Below are 18,780 nucleotides of genomic sequence, written 5' to 3' on the forward strand. Positions count from 1 at the left end.
GGCCCGCCGTCGATGGTGGGCCGCAACTGGGCCCCGGCCTTCGCCAGGGAACAGAAGGATGTTGAGGTGGCGTTCTAGAGAAGGCGCTCTCGGTGTCCTCTGCGCGAACCGACTCCCTTGGCCTTCGACTTCGCTCAGGCTGAACGGAGAGTAGGATGATGCCCAACGAAAAAGGGGAGGACCTTCGCCCTCCCCCTTGTCAGAACAACCGGGTCAGCAGGTAGAAGCCCGCCCCCATCACCGCCGAGGCGGGGATGGTGATGATCCAGGCGATCACGACATTGCCCGCCACGCCCCAGCGCACCGCCGAGGCCCGTCGGGCCACGCCCGCGCCAATGATCGAGCCGGTGATGGTGTGCGTCGTCGACACCGGAATGCCCAGCGCCGAAGCGCAGAAGATCACGATCGACCCCGCGGTCGAGGCGCTGAACCCCTGGTGCTGCGACAGCTTGGTGATGCGGGTGCCCATCGTCTCGATGATCCGCCAGCCGCCGGTCATCGTGCCCAGCGCGATCGCGACATAGCAGGAGATGGCGACCCAGTGCGGCACCTCGAACGGGCCGGACAGCCGCCCGGTCGAATAGAGGAGGACGGTGATGATCCCCATCGTCTTCTGCGCGTCGTTCAGCCCGTGGCTGAGCGAATAGGCCGCCGAGGAGACCAGGTGCATCGCGCGGAAGCTGCGCTCCGCCTGTCCCGCGCTCGACCGGCGCATGGCCCAGCTGCTCGCCAGCATGACCAGCATGGCCAGCATCATGCCCAGCATCGGCGACAGCACGATGGCGAGCAGCGTCTTGTTCAGACCCGCCCACTTCACCGCGTCCATGCCCGCATGCGCCACGCCCGCGCCGACCAGCCCGCCGACCAGCGCATGGCTGCTCGACGAGGGGATGCCGCGCAGCCAGGTGATGACGTTCCAGGCCATCGCTCCGCCCAGCGCGCCGAAGATGACGGCGGGGGTGACGATGCTCTGGTCGATCAGGCCCTTGCCGATCGTCTCGGCCACCTTGTGCAGGCTGGGAAAGGCGACGGTCAGGAAATAGGCCGCGAAGTTGAAGAAGGCGGCAAAGCCCACCGCCGCGACCGGCGGCAGCAGCCGGGTCGCCACCACCGTCGCGATCGAATTGGCCGCATCGTGCAGCCCGTTGAGATAATCGAACGCCAGCGCGACCAGGATCAGGCCGACCAGCAACGGAAAGGCGAGTTCGTGCATCTCCGACGCCTCAGGCGTGATCGATGACGATGCCGTCGATCTCGTCGGCGACATCCTCGAACGCGTCGAGGATGCGCTCCAGATGCTTGTACACTTCCTTCTCGATCACGAAGCGCAGCGTGTCGCGCTCGCCGCATTCGTCCAGCGTGCGCTTCAGGCCCGCCGCATGGATCTCGTCGGCACGCCCTTCCAGCCGGACCAGCTCTTCGGTCAGCGCATGCAGGCGGTCGCCGTTGCGCGCGACGTCGCGCATCAGCGGCATCGCCTCGACGGTCAGCTTGGCCGCCTCGACCGCGACCGCCGCCATTTCGCGCATCTCGGGCGCGAAGCTGGTCACACGGTACAGGCCGATCGCGGTGGCGGCGGCGTGCATCTCGTCGATCGTATCGTCCAGCGAACCGATCAGCGAGGTGATCGAGGCGCGGTCGAACGGCGTCAGGAAGGTCGAGCGGACCGAGGTCAGCACATCGCGCGTGATCGCGTCGGCCTCATGCTCGCGCGCGGCGACGGCGGCGATCTCGTGGGCGGTATTGCCCTGCGTATCGAACAGCCGGACGGTGGCTTCGGCCCCCGCCAGGATGGTGGCGGCTTGCGCCTCGAACAGCTCGAAGAAATTCCCCGTCTTCGGCAGGAGGCGTTGGAACCAGGCGAACATCAGTCGGTAACCCCGATAGTGATCCGATAGCGTGCGTGTTCAGCACCCATGGCTTTGCGGGCCACGGCGGAACGCCGGACCGTCGAAATGGACCCTGGGATCGAAGCTTGCACGAACGCCGCCCCCCTGACCAGCCGAACGCCCCGCGTCAAGCAAAACACTGTTACAGCAATGTGACAGAAACGGGATTCCGGCCCCTTTGCCGGTGGGCGACTGGCGAGGTTTCGTGGACCGCCATGGCCTGTGTTCCCCCTGCATTTCCGCCGCTCCGCCCTGTCATGGCTGCCTCCCGGCCATTCCGTTCCGCCCCCGCAACGGCGGGCAGGACGCAGTCTGGCCGGGGCACAACCTCGCATGACGGTCGCGCCATGTCGTCATGAATTTTTCATGTCCCGCTGTGCTTTTTGCGCATCAGTCCTGTCACGTAAGCGCCATAATGCACTTTTAACCGCTCGGCGTACCGGGAGAAAATCAATCGGGCGGACGGCATCGACCGATCCGCCGAGCGTGGGGAACGACATGAAATCCGTAATCAAGACCGTGGCGCTGCTGGGCGCGGCGTGGGGAACGCTGGCGGCCGTGCCCGCCTTTGCCCAGACCGCCGATCAGGCGGCGGCCACCCCGGCCGACAATGGCCCCGAACAGGGGCTGGGCGAAATCACCGTCACCGCCGAGCGTCGCTCGGAGAATCTGAACCGCGTGCCCGTGTCGGTGGGCGTGGTCAGCGGTTCGAACCTGCGCGCCTTCCAGCAGGGCGGCGAGGATATTCTGGCGCTGTCGGGCCGGGTGCCCGGCCTGTATGCCGAAACCACCACCGGCCGCATCTTCCCGCGCTTCTACATTCGCGGCCTGGGCAATATCGACTTCTATCTCGGCGCGTCGCAGCCGGTGTCGATCATCCAGGACGATGTGGTGCTGGAACATGTCGTGCTGAAGTCGAACCCGGTGTTCGACGTCGACCAGGTCGAGGTGCTGCGCGGGCCGCAGGGCTCGCTGTTCGGTCGCAACACGACCGCGGGCATCATCAAGTTCGACACGATCAAGCCGACGCAGAGCTTCCAGAGCCGCGCGACCGCCTCGATCGGCAGCTACAACACGATCAGCATGGACGCCGGTGTCGGCGGCCCCCTGATCCGCGACGTGCTGGCCTTCCGCCTGTCGGCGCTGGTGCAGCACCGCGACGATTGGGTCGACAATGTCTATTCGGGTCCCAGCGCCGACGGCACGCTGACGCCGAAGAAGGACGCGATGGGCGGCTTCACCGAGCGCGACGTCCGGCTCCAGCTGCTCTTCACGCCGACCGACACGCTGTCGTTCAACCTGTCGGGCCATGCCCGCTGGTATGACGGCACCTCGACCCTGTTCCATCGCGGCGCGATCAAGAAGGGTTCGCGCGACGTCTCGGCCGAACCGCGCGACCGGGTGGCCTATGACGAAGGGCGCGGCAATCCGCAGTCCTATGACACGCAAGGCACCTCGCTGCGCGCCGCCTGGGACCTGGGCGCGGCCGAGCTGACCTCGATCACCGCCTATGAGACCACGGCCGGTTTCAGCAAGGGCGACACCGATGGCGGCGCGGCGGCCAACTTCCCGGTCAACGGCGTGGCCAATGGCTATGGCCTGAGCATGGGCCAGGTCCGCGGGCTCGACCAGTGGACGCAGGAAGTCCGCCTCGCCTCGACCGGCAGCGGGCCGTTCAAGTGGCAGGTCGGCGGCATCTATTTCGACAGCCGCGACATCACCGACTTCTACCAGCGCGCGTTCCTGATCGGGGCGAACCCGAACAACTGGGTCCGCCTGCACGACGTCAACACCAGCTGGGGCGTGTTCGGGCAGGTCAGCTATCAGGCGACCGACCGCCTGACCCTGACCGCCGGGGGCCGGATCAGCGAGGATACCAAGCGGACCCGGCTGCTGCGCACCGCCGACAGCGCCGCCGGCGTCTCGACCTATCGTGGTCGTCGCGACGTGCGTCTGTCGGACACCCAGCCCAGCTGGGACCTGTCGGCGCTCTATGAGGTCAATCCGAACCTGAACGTCTATGTCCGCGCGGCGCAGGGCTTCCGCGGTCCGACCATCCAGGGTCGCTCGGCGGTGTTCAACTCGGACTTCTCGACCGCCGGTTCGGAGACGAACCTGTCGTTCGAGACCGGCTTCAAGTCGAAGCTGTTCGACAACACGCTGCGCCTGAACGCCGCCGCCTTCGCGTACCGCGTGAAGAACATCCAGCTGAACGGCAACGACTCGGACGGCAACGGCGTGCTCCTGAATGCCGACAAGGCCGTCGCCTACGGTCTGGAAGCCGATGCCCAGTGGCTGCCGGTGCGCAACCTGGCGCTGTCGGCGGGTGTCAGCCTGCTGCATTCGGAAATCCGCGACCGCAATGTCAGCGTCCAGACCTGCGGCCTGAACGGCGTGATGGTCTGCACCGTGCTGAACGGCCCGGTGACGACGCGCCGCATCTTCGGGGCGAACGCATTCTTCGTGCCGATCAACGGCAACCCGCTGCCCAACGCGCCGGAATATAACGTCAACCTGGCGGCCAAGTACGACCTGCCGCTGTCCGATGGCGGCAAGGCGTTCATCTCGACCGACTGGAATCTTCAGGGCTACACCAACTTCGTCCTGTACCGGACCAAGGAGTTCACCTCGAACGGCAATTTCGAGGGCGGCCTGAGCATCGGCTATTCGGCGCCGAACGACGACTGGAGCCTGTCGGTCTTCGCCCGCAACATCACGAACGAGAAGAACCTCAAGGGCGTGATCGAGAACTATATGGCGGCCGTGTTCAACGAACCGCGCATCATCGGCATCTCGTTCAGCGGCAAGTATCGCTGATCGGCACGACCGGATGACGCGAAAGGCCCGTCCCTCCATGCGAGGGGCGGGCCTTTTTCGTTGGGCTATGTCCTCGCCCGCGCATGGCGCTCGGCATGGGCGAGCAGCATGTCGAGATCCTCGCGCGCGATGTCGAAGCTCTCATGCATGTCCGCCAGCGCCGCCTCGACATCCTCCGGCCGGATCACGGCGGCGGGCGCGGGCGGGGTCACGCCCGGTTCGTGCGGATAGCTGCGCCCCGTCGCGCGGTGGAAGAACATGCCCAGCGCCACCAGCGCGATCGAGTTGATCGCCACCGGCGCGAAGGCGAAGGAAAAGCCCGCCGCATGGATTCCCTGGCTGCCGATCACCGCGGTCAGCGCCGCCGCGCCGCCCGGCGGGTGCAGGCACCGGGCCAGCGACATGACCAGGATCGCCCCACCCACCGCGCATCCCGCCGCCAGCGGCAGCGAAGGGATCGCATGGAACATCGCCACTCCGACCAGCGTGGACAGGACATTGCCCCCGACCACCGACCAGGGCTGCGCGAGCGGGCTGGCGGGGACGGCGAAGACCAGCACGGCGGACGCCCCCAGCGGCGCGACGATGATCGGCAGGTCAGGGCCCAGCGGGGGCAACCCGCCACAGACGATAATGGTCAGCGCGATGCCGATGACCGCCCCGATACAGGCGAGCAGACGGCCGGACAGGGTGGCGCCGGCCAGCAGGGGTTGGAAGAAACGCATGGAGGCTCTGGTCGCTCAGGATGGAAAGGCGTGGAATGGCGATCGGACCTAGCCAAGAGCCTGTCCGTCGGCCACCGCCAATAACTTGCCGCGATACCAGCGGAACTTGGCGCAAGGCCCGCCGCCTAGGGGGATCGACATTCACGATTGCGTCTTCTTCCCCTCTCCCCTGGACAGGGGAGAGGGTTAGCGAAGCTTGCCAGCCTGCTGGCTAGCGCAGCTTGGGTAAGGGTTTGAGCGAGCTCAAAGGCTCGCAGCGCTCGCCAAAGCGAGCGCCCACGCCTCACCCAGCTCCGACTAAGCCTTTGCTACGCAAAGACCAAGTCTGCGCAACCCTCTCCCCTCTGCGAGGGGCGAGGGAAAGATAAGGCATCGCTGAATGGCGATCCACTCAAGAACGGGGTTGGAGTGCGCCCCTCAAACCTCGGCGAGGAAGACCACGCCCGGAATGGCGATGCTGCGGCCGGTGGCGGTCAGGCGGCCGTCCTTGCCGATCCGGAAGGCGTTCACCGTACCCGAACGCTCGTTCGCCACCAGCATCTCGCCTCGCCCCTCGCGCAGCAGGAAGAAGCGCGGCCAGTCGCCGCCGGTCGGGACATGCTGGACCGGCTCGGGATCGCCCTTGGCGTTCAGGCGGAAGACGGTGATGCTGTTCGCCCCGCGATTGGAGACATAGAGCGTCCGCCCCGCCCGATCGATCGCGATATGCGCCGCATAGGAGGGCGTGGTCGTGCCCTCGGCCAGCAGCGCCCGTTCGCCCGCCGTGCGGAAGCGCCCCTCGGGCAGCGCGTCGAGGACGAACAGCCGGGGCTGCAACTCGCAGGCGACATAGGCGCGCGGCAGGGTCGGGTGGCGGACCATGTGGCGCGGCCCCGCCCCCGCCGGGGCCTGCCAGCCGATCACCGGCTCGGCCAGCGTCCGCGCGGCGGGGTCGAAGCGATAGGCGAAGATCGCATCCGCCCCCAGATCGACCGCGTGCAGCCAGCGCCGGTCGGGGCTGAACCCCACCCAATGCGCATGCGGTCCCGCCTGCCGCTCGGCATTGGGGCCGTGACCCCGATGGCGAAAGACCTGCGCCTCGCCCGGCGCGCCGGTCCGCCGGTCGAGCCGATAGAAGGCGACCGAGCCGCTGGAATAATTGGCAACCGCCAGACAGGCGGAGGACCGGTCGAGCGCGACATGGCAGGGATCGGCCCCGCCGGTCGACGCCCCGCCCCGCGACGCCCAGCCGGGGCCATAGCCGGTGACGCGCCCCTCGGCCTGCTCCCGCAACAGGTAAAAGGCGCCGCCCGGCCCGTTGCCCACGCCGTAAGAGGCGTTGACGATCCCCGCCACCGGCGGTCCCACACGGCCATCGACGATCGGATAGAGGCCCCGGCCCCCTTCATTGGCATAGGTGCCCGCGATCAGCCTGTCGCGGCCCGGCACCTGCGCCAGCACCGGCCCGATCGCCGTTCCCAGCCCGATGGCGGCCGCGCCCGCCATCACCTCGCGCCGTGTCGTCGTCATGCCGCCCCTCCCTTGTCCGCCAGCCCTTGAACGCGAAAGGGGGCGGGAAGGCAATCACTTCCCGCCCCCTCATGGGGTCACGATGCGACCAGCCGATCAGATCGCAACGACGCCGCCGTCATTCTTGGTGATGACGATCGTGGCCGAGCGCGGGCGGACCGATGCGGCCGCGCTGCCGCTCTGGCTGTCGGGCCAGTTGCTGGTCGGCGCGGCGACGCTGCTGGCGTCCTCGCCCGGATGCTGGATATTGACGAAGACCGAGGTGCCGTCCGGCGTCGAGTGGATGCCGGTGATCTCGCATTGTTTCGGCCCCACCAGGAAACGCTTCAGCGTCACGCCCGGTGCCTTGCCGATCCGGGTGGTGACGGTCGCCGAGGCGCCCCCTGCGCTGCTGGTGACCGAACGCGTGCCGCCATCGCCGACCCGGCCGGGGATCGCGGCCAGCATCATGCAGTTGGTGACGTCGGTGAAGGCGCCGTCATCGGTCTGGATCCACATCACCGGCGTCTGCTGCCCGGCGACATTGCTCGGCAGGCTGAACCACAGGCCGTCGGGCGACGAGAAGTCGTTGGTCGCGTCCAGCCCCGACAGGTTGATGTTCGTCGCATCCAGGTCCGCCCCCGCCCCGAAGGCGTACACGTCCCAGGTGAAGCTGGTCGCCTCGGTCGTGTCGTTCGCTTCACGGATGCGGATGATATGGCCGTTGCGGTTGCCGACCGAGGTCGAGGGCGGATCGACATAGGCGCGCGGGTTGGCCGCATCGACCCCGGTCAGGCTGCCTGAGGCGACGGGGCGGCGCGAGGCGTTGTTGGTCAGCGTGCAATACATCTCGCCGGTCGCCGGATTGACCGCAGTCCACTCCGGCCGGTCCATCTTGGTCGCGCCCAGCGCGTCGCCCGCCAGCCGCGTGTTGATCAGGACATCGGCCTGGTCGGCGAAGGGATAGACGCTGTTCGAGGCGGTCAGCCCGTTCTGCCCGAACACCAGCGGCATCCAAATGCCGGTGCCGTCCGCATTGAACTTGGCGACATAGAGCGTGCCGTTGTCGAGATATTTGTCGCCCACCGCCAGCCGGTCGCTGGCGCTGGCGTCCGAGGTGCTCCACGGCGTGGCCGACACGAACTTGTAGATATATTCGTTCTGCGCATCGTCACCCATGTAGAAGGCGGGGCGGACGCCCGCGATCATCCGGCCGCTCTGGCAGCCTTCATGGTTCATGCGGCCCAGTGCGGTGCGCTTGCGCGGGGTCGAGGCGGGGTTGAACGGATCGATCTCGACCACCCAGCCGAACTGGAACGGCTCGTGCCGGAAATCGGCGGTGCCGTCCGCCGCCAGTGCGGCATTGGCGGTCGCGTTCCAGCGGCGGAAGACCGTGCTCGACGAATCCGACGGCGTGACGGTCGTCCAGCCATAATTGCCCGAGCGCCCCTCGCCGATGCCATAGCGGGCGAGCGAGACATTCTGCTTGGGCGTCGTGGCGGCGCGCACCGCCGCATCGCCGCTGGTGCGACGGAAATAGCCCGCCCAGTTTTCCTCGTTGGTCAGGTACGTGTTCCACGCCATCGTGCCGTTGGCGCAATTGTTGATCGTACCGCGCCCGCCGGTGCCATCGGTCGAATAAGCGGTCTTCAGCCAGGCATTGCCCTTCACCGGGCCGCTGAACGCCATCGGGGTGTTGGGGGTGATGCGACGGTTCAGCGCCGAGGCCTGGACATAGGTCCAGGCCCCGTTCGTGCGGGTGACCTCGACCACCGAGACGCCGTGGCACTCGATCTCCTTGATCGCCTCCGATTCGGGGCGCGGCGACGGCGTGGGGCCGTTGGCGTGGAGATAGAGCTGGGTGATGTTCTCGTGATTCAGGACGAGCAGCCCGCGCGTGCTGTTGGTCGGATCGGGGGTCGCCCCGCTGGCGGCGAGGCCGAAATAGCTCATGCCGTCATGATGGTCGCCCGCACGCTGCGCGAAATTGCTGTCGGTGCCGTTATTGGCGGCCGCCGCCACGCCCGAGGCGATCGGATCGCCCAGACGATAGAGCACGCTGACGCTATAGCCCGAGGGCACCGTCACCACGTCCGCCAGGCTGTGCGGGACGGCGGTGAAGTCGAGCGCGATCGGCGTCACCGTGATCGTCACGCTGTTGTTGGTGACCAGGCCGTCGCGGCTGGTGATCTCCAGCTTGAACGCCAGCTGGGTCGCGGTCGCCACGGCGGGCGCGCGGAACGTGGCGACGAGCTGGTTGGCGTTGGTCAGCGTGACCGAGGGGCCCGCCGTCTGGCTCCAGTTGACATTGGCGACCTGGCCGCTGTTCACCGTGCCGGTCAGCGTGACCAGCCGCCCCGCCGCGACGCTGGCGGTGCTGCCCGCCGCCGTGGCGGTGACGCCCTGCGGATTCTCGTCGTCGCAGCCCGCCAGCAACATGCCGCCGAACAGCGCGGTGGTCATCGCCGACACCCCGTGGCGCAGCGTCTGGCGGCGCGACAGGCGGGTGGCGATCAGCTCGCTCATATGCGTGTTGGTCGAGCGGTTGGTATCGACGTCACCATCGTCATAGGCGACCATGCTATTGATATCGGACATGGAATTTCCCCCGATACCGCGTCGGGAAAGATGCGCGGCCTCGCGCCGGGCTTTGCCGCGCAACCAAGTCACACAGGCTTCACTTCCGCGTCATGACGGTGACATCGCCATGACTCCCAGATGACGCTTGCTTCATCATGCCAGCCTGCTTGACTCCCCATGACGATCGGCCTAAGGGCAGCCCCGCATCCGGATGGGCTTGCCCGTTCGGATTCCGTCCTAGACAGCAGGTGCCGGGGAATATGCCCTGGCTTAATGGCCTGCCGAGACGGGGAAAAGGATTTTGCCGGTCGTGCCACTCGCTGGTTCCGTCCGGTCTGCCCCGCGTTTCTCACGCGTCGGTTGCCCATTCCCCATCGCTGGACACCCCGAGGGGTGGTCACACCCCCCGGTCAAGCAACCGGGATGACCGTTCGCGGTCGTTCCAACCATGGAGAATGGCATGGATCGCGATCAAAAGACCCAGGCCGTCGCCGAACTGAACCGCAACTTCAACGAGGTTGGCGTGGTGGTCATCACCCGCAACCACGGCATGACCGTCGCCCAGTCGACGGCCCTGCGCACGAAGATGCGGGAAGCCGGCGCGACCTACAAGGTCTCGAAGAACCGGCTTGCCAAGATCGCAGCCCAGGGCACCGACTATGCCGGTGTCGCTGACATGCTGACGGGTCCCGTCGGCATCGCCAGCTCGATCGATCCCGTGGCCGCCGCCAAGGTGGCCGTGGAATTCGCCAAGACGACCGACAAGTTCGAGATCGTCGGCGGATCGATGGGTGCGAACGTCCTTGATGTCGCAGGCGTGCAGGCGCTGGCGACTCTGCCCTCGCTGGACGAGCTCCGGGCGAAGCTGGTTGGTCTCATCGTCGCTCCGGCGACGAAGCTGGCCACCATCACCCAGGCTCCCGCGGCGCAGATCGCCCGCGTCCTCGCGGCTTATGCCGACAAGGACAAGGAAGCCGCCTGATCTTCGGGCGAATACGATTTGAACTGACACACTCGGGCCATTTTAGACGGCCCGTATTGGAGATAAGATCATGGCAGACCTGAACGCGCTGGTTGACCAGCTGAGCGAGCTGACCGTCCTCGAGGCCGCCGAGCTCTCGAAGATGCTCGAAGAGAAGTGGGGCGTCTCGGCCGCTGCGGCCGTTGCCGCTGCTCCTGCTGCTGGCGGCGCTGCTGCTCCGGCCGCTGAAGAGAAGACCGAGTTCGACGTGATCCTCACCGGCGACGGTGGCAAGAAGATCAACGTCATCAAGGAAGTCCGTGCGATCACCGGCCTGGGCCTGACCGAAGCCAAGGCGCTGGTCGAAGGCGCTCCGAAGCCCGTCAAGGAAGGCATTGCCAAGGACGAGGCCGAGAAGATCAAGAAGCAGCTCGAAGAAGCCGGCGCGACCGTCGAGCTCAAGTAATCGGACTGCGGGGGGCAACCCCCGCACCCGTTCGCTTGGCGAGCTAAAGAAAGGGCGGCCCCTTTGCGGGGGTCGCCCTTTTTCTTTGGCCCAAATCCCTATCCCGCCATCCGGCTCCACGGCCGCACGGACCGCATATCCAGCCGACAGACGTGCCGCAGCCCATGCGCCCGGACATAGGCCCGTGCCCGGGCATCATAATCGGCCGCCTGTGGATCGGCGAAATGCCAGTCGGGCGGATTGAAGGTCGAGAAGCCGTTGATCGTCGGCACCCGCCACCGCTCCGCCAGGAACATCGCATCGACATTGTGCGGATAGAGCGCGTTGAGCTCGGCATTGATATAGAGCGGCTCGTTCACCCGCGTCGCGACGACGTAGAAGACCGCGCAGTCGCGGGGCGGCGCGGGGATGGCCGCCAGCGCGTCGTGATGGACGGCATGGCTGATCTGGTTGGGCGTCTCCGCGCTCAGATTCTCGGCGACCAGCAAGGCGACGATCCCCGCCAGCCACCAGGGACGCGTGGCCGCCAGCCGCGCCGCCTGCTCGCGCCACGCCGCCAGGACGATCAGCAGGAACGGCAGGCTCAGCCATAGTTGATAGCGCGACACGGTGCGCAGCCCCTTGGCCCCCGGCACCAGCCAGAAGGCGAGGTTCCAGGGCGACGCCACCCAGAATTGCAGCGTCAGCGCCCAGGCGACGATCATCGCCAGCGCAAAGGCGCGCCACGCCACCGGCGCCTCCCCCGCGATCCCGATCCGCCGCCGCACCACGATCCGCCACGCCGCGACGAACAGCAACGCGCACAGCAACGGCGGAAACCCCGCCTCATGCTCTCCGCCCAGCACCCGCCCCGGCAATAGCGGGTCGGCGGGGAACAGCGCGTGCAGCAGCGCGAACAGCGGGCGGAAGAGCCAGCCCCACAGATAATTGCCCGGCCCGACATTGATCATGTCGATCCCCGGCGTCACCAGATAGCCGAGCATCTCATAATAGCCCTCGCCCCCCGTCTCGCGCAGCTTGGGCAGATAGACGGCCAGGAAGGGCAGGATCAGCACGGCAAAGGCACCGCCGCCCCAGGCCAGCGTCCCGGCATGTCGCCGGACCAGCCCGGCCAGCGCTGCCGGCCTGGCGTTCCCGCTCAGCATCGCCCAGCAGAGCACGAACAGACAGGCGGAGAAGATGGTGAACCAGGCCATGTAATAGGAGGTCAACAGCCACGCCGCCATCAGCGCCGCCAGCACGACCGCCCGCCAGCGCGCGGCGATGCGATCGCCACACCCTTCGGCGCGGACGCAGCCTATCGCCAGGATCATCGCCACCGGCAGCAGCGCGACGCTCTGCAACTGGGCATGGACGGCCTGGAGGTGGATATTGCTGGCGATGCTCCAGAGCAGTGCCACCAGCAGCGCGCTCCCCCGCCCCCAGCCCAGCGTCCGCTTCACCAGATGATATGCGGCCGCGAACCCTATCGTCTTGAAGGTCAGGATGTTGAGCGTGTCGGCATGGAACGGGTCCGCGACCAGCCGCCAGACCGAATAGGACAGGCCATAGAGGAAATAACCGTCATTATAGCCCAGCGAGCCGCCATAGGGATGGAAGTAGAAGGCCGCATCCCAGGGCGACACGCCCGACAGGACGTTGCGCCAATGTTCGAGAATGGTCATCTCGATCAGCGCGTCCCCCCGCTCGCCAAAGCCCAGATCGAAGCCGCTCGCAATCACCGTGCGAAAGAAGATCGCCATGGCCAGCGCATAGGTGGCCACCCAGGCCATCACGCCGCCCGAAGCCGGGGCCCCTGACGGGAAGGGAAGCGAAACGGGGGCGTCATGCGGGCGGGAAAGAGCCATGGCTGCCGCCTATGGCCAGCCCGAGCCTCTGTCGAGCCTTCGCCCATCGTCGCGCAAGGCCCATTCCCGCCGCGCGCATACAGCCGCCATATTCCTTGCGCTTGCCCAAAGACTTAACCGGGGATCCCGGGTTTCTTCCAAGTCCACCGATTCTCCTTTTCGACGGCAGTAGAATGGCCTGGCTGTCGGTGTCGGGCACTGGAGGATCGCCAATCCCTCCGCATCTTGCACGGATGCCCGATATCGGTTGTGATGCCGGACCGGATGAGAGGGGGATCGCAATGAACATTCTGGCCTTGGGACTGGCCGTCGCGGGAATCGGCATGACACCGACGGCCTCCGCCCAGGAGGCGCCGCTACGCCACCTGGTCGACCGCTTCGAGACGGCGCGGAGCCGGTTCGACCCCGCTGCACTGGCCGACACGCTGGCCCCCGATTATGAGGAAATCTCGCCGATCGGCGATGTCGATTCCCGCGCCCAAGTGCTGGGCTTTTATGCGCCGACCGCCAAGGCTCCGGTGCCGCCCATCACGACCGATGACGTCGTCGTCAGAGCGCAAGGGCCGGTCGCGCTCGTCACCGCCAGGCGATCGATCACCTTTCCCAACGGCACGACCCGCGCAGTTCGAGCCCGCTATGTCGCGCGACGGGATCGCGGCCAATGGCGACTGATCTCCACGCAATATACGCCGATCCCGCCGGCCAAGACGCCCTGACCGGGCGATGGCCATAGGGGCTCCGTGCACCGAGTTCTTGGCGAGAAACATGCCAGGAGATCGCCGGGGGTGGGGAGCCTCCGCAAGCGTGGGGTTCGCGGCGATGCCCGCCCCCCTTCTCTGAAGGAGAGGGGCTCGCGTCAACTCAACACCGTATTACTATGCCCCAGGTCGTATCACCATTCCGCCCCGCCTACCCTTTCTCCTCCATGATGCGAGAGGGTTGCGAAGACTAGGCGGGACCGACATTCGGGATTTCCTCTTCCCTCTCCCCTGGACAGGGGAGAGGGTTAGCGGAGCTTGCCAGCCTGCTGGCTAGCGCAGCTTGGGTGAGGGGTTGAGCGAGCCAGAGGCTCGCGCGCGCTTCGCGAGCGCCCACCCCTCACCCAGCTCCGACTAAGCCTTTGCTCTCGCAAAGACCAAGTCTACGCAACCCTCTCCCCTCTGCGAAGGGCGAGGGAAGGAAAGGCATCGCTGAATGTCGATCGGCCCCCTTAGCCCTTGGGAAAAAAGGGGGCCCCGCAGGCCCCCTTTTCGTTACTCCGCTGCTTCGATCACCTCGCCATGGGCGGGCTGGTTATAGGCGCGATCCAGATAGTGGTTCGCGATGATGTAATGGGCTCGAACCGCGGCGGGGTGGGTCGCTTTCTGGGCCAGTTCGAGTTCGGTTTCGGCACGCTGATAGAAATAGTCTTCGTCAATCTCGGGGGACGTCATTTCAGGTCTCCGGGGTCCCATCGGCACGCCAACAACCCGCGCGCGTCCGGGATCTTCTCCAATATTCGTATATGGTTGGGAGGGCATTTCGGTTCCCGTATCCGGCTCTACGCACCCTCCATTCGGCGCAAATCCGGGACTTTCATCGCGTTGGCCTCTCGATCAGCCATGCATCCGCGTCAACGATAAAACCCGATCGGCGGCGTTCCAAAAAAAGCCGCCGCCCGGTTGCCCGGACGGCGGCCCTTTGTTTCCAATCCGTTAGCTGGATCAGTCGTTCAGATACTCACCGGCATCCGCATCGGTGCCGTGACCCGAAGGCGCGACCTCGGCGAGCGGGTCATTGCCGGTGCCGACGTCTTCGCGCGGCGAACGGGCGTTTTCCGCCGCCCGCTGCTCGGCCGCGCTGACCGGCGCGACGATCGCCTCGGCCAGCTTGCGCTGCTGCGCGCGGAGCGCGGCGTCGCGGCTGGAGGCCGCCACGCGCAGGCGGTTCATGCCCGCACCGGTACCCGCCGGGATCAGGCGGCCGACGATGACATTCTCCTTCAGGCCCATCAGCGTGTCCTGCTTGCCCTGGACCGCCGCCTCGGTGAGGACGCGGGTGGTCTCCTGGAACGACGCCGCCGAGATGAAGCTGCGGGTCTGCAAGCTCGCCTTGGTGATGCCGAGCAGGACGGGCTTGCCCTGCGCACGGACCTGGTTCGCATCGAGCTTGTCGTTGATCGCGTCCATTTCCTCGCGATCGACCTGCTCGCCCTTCAGCAGCGTGGTGTCGCCGCCGTCGGTGATCTCGACCTTCTGCAGCATCTGACGAACGATCGTCTCGATGTGCTTGTCGTTGATCTTGACGCCCTGGAGACGGTAAACTTCCTGGATTTCGCTGACCAGATATTCGGCCAGCGGCTCCACGCCCATCGTTTCCAGAATGTCGTGCGGATCGGGCGAGCCGCCGATCAGGTTGTCGCCACGCTTGACGTAGTCGCCTTCCTGAACGTCGATCACCTTCGACTTGGGCACCAGATACTCGACGACCTCGCCGCCATCCTCGGGCTGGATGCCGATCTTGCGCTTCGCCTTGTAGTCCTTGCCGAACACGACACGACCCGAGACCTTGGCGATGATCGCCGAGTCCTTGGGAACGCGTGCCTCGAACAGCTCGGCGACGCGCGGCAGACCGCCGGTGATGTCGCGGGTCTTGGCCGACTCGCGAGCCACACGGGCCAGAACGTCACCGCCCTGCACCTGCGCCCCGTCCTCGACCGAGAGCGTCGCACCCGGCGCCAGCATGTAGCGGCCGGCCTCGCCCGAATTGTCGTCGAGCAGGGTCATGCGCGGACGCAGATCCTCCTTCGACTTGGTCGAGGCACGGTATTCGGTGACGACGCGCTGGGCGATACCCGTGGCTTCGTCGACCTGCTCGGTCAGGGTCTTGCCCTCGATGAGGTCCTGGAACTTCACCGTACCGGGGTTTTCGGTAATCACCGGCATGGTGAACGGATCCCACTCGGCCATGCGGTCGCCCTTCGACACGATGTGGCCATCGTCGAACAGCACGTACGCACCGTAGGGGATACGGTCGACCGACAGCTCGCGGCCGTCCATGTCGACGATCGCGATCTCACCCGAACGGCTGAGCACCACGCGGCGACCGCGCTGGTCGACGATCAGGCGCAGGTCGCGGAACTGGACGACACCGTCCACCGCAGCTTCCAGGTTCGACTGCTCGTTCAGCTGCGCCGCACCACCGATGTGGAAGGTACGCATGGTCAGCTGCGTACCCGGCTCACCGATCGACTGCGCCGCAATGACGCCGACCGCTTCGCCGATGTTCACCGGCGTACCGCGGGCGAGGTCACGGCCATAGCACTTACCGCAGACGCCGACCTTCGATTCGCAGACCAGCGGGCTGCGGATCTTGACCGACTGGGTGTTTGCCGCCTCGATCCGTGCCACCATCGGCTCGTCGAGCAGGACACCCGACGGGATGATGACTTCGCCGGTCTTGGCGTTGACGATGTCCTCGGCCGTGGTGCGGCCCAGGATACGCTCGCCGAGCGAGGCGATGGTCGAACCGCCCTGCACGATCGCCTTCATCTCGAGGGCGCGGGTCGTGCCGCAATCCTCTTCGATGATGACGCAGTCCTGCGACACGTCCACCAGACGGCGGGTCAGGTAACCCGAGTTCGCCGTCTTCAGTGCCGTGTCGGCCAGGCCCTTACGCGCGCCGTGGGTCGAGTTGAAATATTCAAGAACGGTCAGACCTTCCTTGAAGTTCGAGATGATCGGCGTCTCGATGATCTCGCCCGACGGCTTGGCCATCAGGCCGCGCATACCCGCCAGCTGCTTGATCTGGGCGGGGCTACCACGCGCGCCCGAGTGGGCCATCATGTAGATCGAGTTGATCGGCTTCTCACGGCCTTCCATCGGGCCGTCCTCGTAATGCCGGACCGCCTTGATCTCGTTCATCATCGAGTTCGCGACCTGGTCGCCGCAACGGCTCCAGGCGTCGATCACCTTGTTATACTTCTCCTGCTGCGTGATCAGGCCGTCCTGATACTGCTGCTCGAAGTCCTTCACCTGCTCGCGCGTCTCATCGACCAGACGATCCTTGTCCGGCGCGATGATCATGTCGTCCTTGCCGAACGAGATGCCGGCGCGGAACGCGTGACGGAAGCCCAGCGCCATGATCGCGTCGGCGAACAGCACGGTCTCCTTCTGGCCGGTGTGACGATACACCTCGTCGATCACCTCGCCGACGTCCTTCTTGGTCAGGACGCGGTTGACGATGTCGAAGGGCACCTTGTGGCTCTTGGGCAGGCACTCGCCCAGCAGCATGCGACCCGGCGTGGTCTCATAGCGCTTGAGATACTGGTTGCCCTGCTCATCGGTCTGCGGAACGCGGCTGATGATCTTGGTGTGCAGCGTGACGGCACCCGCGAAGAGGGCCTGATGGACCTCCTCCATGTCCGCCAGCATCATGCCCTCGCCCGGTTCCTTCTGCTTTTCGAGCGAGAGGTAATACAGGCCCAGCACCATGTCCTGCGACGGCACGATGATCGGCTTGCCGTTGGCGGGCGACAGGATGTTGTTGGTCGACATCATCAGGACGCGCGCTTCCAGCTGCGCTTCCAGCGACAGCGGGACGTGCACGGCCATCTGGTCGCCGTCGAAGTCGGCGTTGAACGCCGAGCAGACCAGCGGGTGAAGCTGGATCGCCTTGCCCTCGATCAGCACCGGCTCGAACGCCTGGATGCCCAGACGGTGAAGTGTCGGCGCGCGGTTCAGCATGACCGGATGCTCGCGGATCACCTCGTCCAGGATGTCCCAGACTTCCTTGCGCTCCTTCTCGACCCACTTCTTGGCCTGCTTCAGGGTCATCGACAGACCCTTGGCGTCCAGACGGGCGTAGATGAACGGCTTGAACAGCTCGAGCGCCATCTTCTTCGGCAGGCCGCACTGGTGCAGCTTCAGCTCCGGACCGGTCACGATGACCGAACGGCCCGAATAGTCGACGCGCTTGCCGAGCAGGTTCTGACGGAAGCGGCCCTGCTTGCCCTTCAGCATGTCGGACAGCGACTTCAGCGGACGCTTGTTGGCGCCCGTGATCGTGCGGCCGCGACGGCCGTTATCGAACAGCGCGTCGACCGCTTCCTGCAACATGCGCTTTTCGTTGCGGACGATGATGTCCGGCGCACGCAGCTCCATCAGGCGCTTCAGGCGGTTGTTGCGGTTGATGACGCGGCGATACAGGTCGTTCAGGTCCGAGGTCGCGAAGCGGCCACCGTCCAGCGGCACCAGCGGGCGCAGCTCGGGCGGGATGACCGGGATCACTTCCAGGATCATCCATTCGGGACGGTTGCCCGATTCGATGAAGCTCTCGACGACCTTCAGGCGCTTGATGATCTTCTTGGGCTTCAGCTCCGACTTGGTCGTCGCCAGCTCTTCCAGAAGCTGCACGCGCTCGCCCTCGAGGTCGAGGCTCTCGAGCATGATGCGGACCGCTTCCGCGCCGATCCCGGCCGAGAAGGCATCCTCGCCATATTCATCCTGCGCGTCGAGCAGTTCGTCCTCGGTGAGAAGCTGATACTTCTCCAGCGGGGTCAGGCCCGGCTCGATGACGATATAGGCTTCGAAGTACAGCACCCGCTCGAGCTGCTTCAACTGCATGTCGAGCAGCAGGCCGATGCGCGACGGCAGCGACTTCAGGAACCAGATGTGCGCGACCGGTGCGGCCAGTTCGATATGGCCCATCCGCTCGCGGCGGACCTTCGACACCGTGACTTCGACACCGCACTTTTCGCAGACGATGCCCTTGTACTTCATGCGCTTGTACTTGCCGCACAAGCATTCGTAATCCTTGATCGGACCGAAGATGCGCGCGCAGAACAGGCCGTCACGTTCCGGCTTGAACGTGCGATAGTTGATCGTCTCGGGCTTCTTGATCTCGCCGAACGACCAGGAACGGATCTTGTCGGGCGACGCGATGCCGATCTGAATCTGGTCGAAGGTTTCCGGCTTGGCCACCGGATTGGCGAAGTTGGTCAGTTCGTTCATTTTGCTTTCCTCACAGG

At 66.0% G+C, this 18,780-nt stretch carries 12 protein-coding genes; 4 read left to right on the top strand and 8 right to left on the bottom strand.

Annotation, left to right across the window (positions count from 1 at the left end):
* Nucleotides 1–199 precede the first annotated feature (199 nt).
* Both QE360_RS03595 and QE360_RS03600 read right to left on the bottom strand, forming a co-directional pair.
* The gene (locus QE360_RS03595; protein WP_307102701.1) at nt 200–1,213 is read right to left on the bottom strand and encodes an inorganic phosphate transporter; all 1,014 of its coding nucleotides are present in this window, start codon (nt 1,211–1,213) and stop codon (nt 200–202) included.
* 10 nt (nt 1,214–1,223) lie between these two features.
* Complete coding sequence (locus tag QE360_RS03600) at nt 1,224–1,868, bottom strand: DUF47 family protein (protein ID WP_309699356.1); 645 nt, start codon at nt 1,866–1,868, stop codon at nt 1,224–1,226.
* A gap of 519 nt (nt 1,869–2,387) precedes the next feature.
* Here QE360_RS03600 and QE360_RS03605 point away from each other — a divergent pair.
* Complete coding sequence (locus QE360_RS03605; protein WP_309699358.1) at nt 2,388–4,706, top strand: TonB-dependent receptor domain-containing protein; 2,319 nt, start codon at nt 2,388–2,390, stop codon at nt 4,704–4,706.
* A gap of 65 nt (nt 4,707–4,771) precedes the next feature.
* On the opposite strand, the gene QE360_RS03610 is transcribed toward QE360_RS03605, so the two are convergent.
* From QE360_RS03610 to QE360_RS03620, 3 genes are all read right to left on the bottom strand, one after another.
* Nucleotides 4,772–5,431, bottom strand: a complete 660-nt coding sequence (locus tag QE360_RS03610) for an HPP family protein (protein ID WP_309692441.1) — start codon at nt 5,429–5,431, stop codon at nt 4,772–4,774.
* Between the two features lie 417 nt (nt 5,432–5,848).
* Entirely contained in the window at nt 5,849–6,940 is a 1,092-nt protein-coding gene (locus QE360_RS03615; protein ID WP_309699360.1) for a lactonase family protein, read from the bottom strand.
* Nucleotides 6,941–7,036: 96 nt separating this feature from the next.
* On the bottom strand, nt 7,037–9,517 hold the full coding sequence (locus QE360_RS03620) for an alkaline phosphatase PhoX (RefSeq protein ID WP_309699362.1): 2,481 nt from the start codon (nt 9,515–9,517) through the stop codon (nt 7,037–7,039).
* Nucleotides 9,518–9,959: 442 nt separating this feature from the next.
* Here QE360_RS03620 and rplJ point away from each other — a divergent pair, with 442 nt between their 5' ends.
* Nucleotides 9,960–10,481 (top strand): 50S ribosomal protein L10, encoded by a 522-nt coding sequence (rplJ, locus tag QE360_RS03625; protein ID WP_007403805.1) that lies wholly within the window; start codon nt 9,960–9,962, stop codon nt 10,479–10,481.
* A 70-nt stretch (nt 10,482–10,551) separates the two neighbouring features.
* The gene (gene rplL / locus QE360_RS03630) at nt 10,552–10,926 is read left to right on the top strand and encodes a 50S ribosomal protein L7/L12 (RefSeq protein WP_007403895.1); all 375 of its coding nucleotides are present in this window, start codon (nt 10,552–10,554) and stop codon (nt 10,924–10,926) included.
* Between the two features lie 98 nt (nt 10,927–11,024).
* On the opposite strand, the gene QE360_RS03635 is transcribed toward rplL, so the two are convergent.
* The gene (locus QE360_RS03635; protein ID WP_309699364.1) at nt 11,025–12,773 is read right to left on the bottom strand and encodes a hypothetical protein; all 1,749 of its coding nucleotides are present in this window, start codon (nt 12,771–12,773) and stop codon (nt 11,025–11,027) included.
* Between the two features lie 281 nt (nt 12,774–13,054).
* Here QE360_RS03635 and QE360_RS03640 point away from each other — a divergent pair, with 281 nt between their 5' ends.
* Nucleotides 13,055–13,489 (top strand): nuclear transport factor 2 family protein, encoded by a 435-nt coding sequence (locus tag QE360_RS03640; RefSeq protein WP_309699366.1) that lies wholly within the window; start codon nt 13,055–13,057, stop codon nt 13,487–13,489.
* Nucleotides 13,490–14,026: 537 nt separating this feature from the next.
* Here QE360_RS03640 and QE360_RS03645 read toward each other — a convergent pair.
* Together QE360_RS03645 and rpoC are read right to left on the bottom strand one after the other, a co-directional pair.
* Nucleotides 14,027–14,206, bottom strand: coding sequence for a hypothetical protein (locus QE360_RS03645; protein ID WP_307102675.1), 180 nt, complete (start codon nt 14,204–14,206; stop codon nt 14,027–14,029).
* Between the two features lie 270 nt (nt 14,207–14,476).
* The gene (rpoC, locus tag QE360_RS03650) at nt 14,477–18,763 is read right to left on the bottom strand and encodes a DNA-directed RNA polymerase subunit beta' (protein ID WP_309699368.1); all 4,287 of its coding nucleotides are present in this window, start codon (nt 18,761–18,763) and stop codon (nt 14,477–14,479) included.
* Nucleotides 18,764–18,780: the final 17 nt, after the last annotated feature.

Source organism: Sphingomonas sp. SORGH_AS_0789, from assembly GCF_031453055.1.
Taxonomy (GTDB): domain Bacteria; phylum Pseudomonadota; class Alphaproteobacteria; order Sphingomonadales; family Sphingomonadaceae; genus Sphingomonas.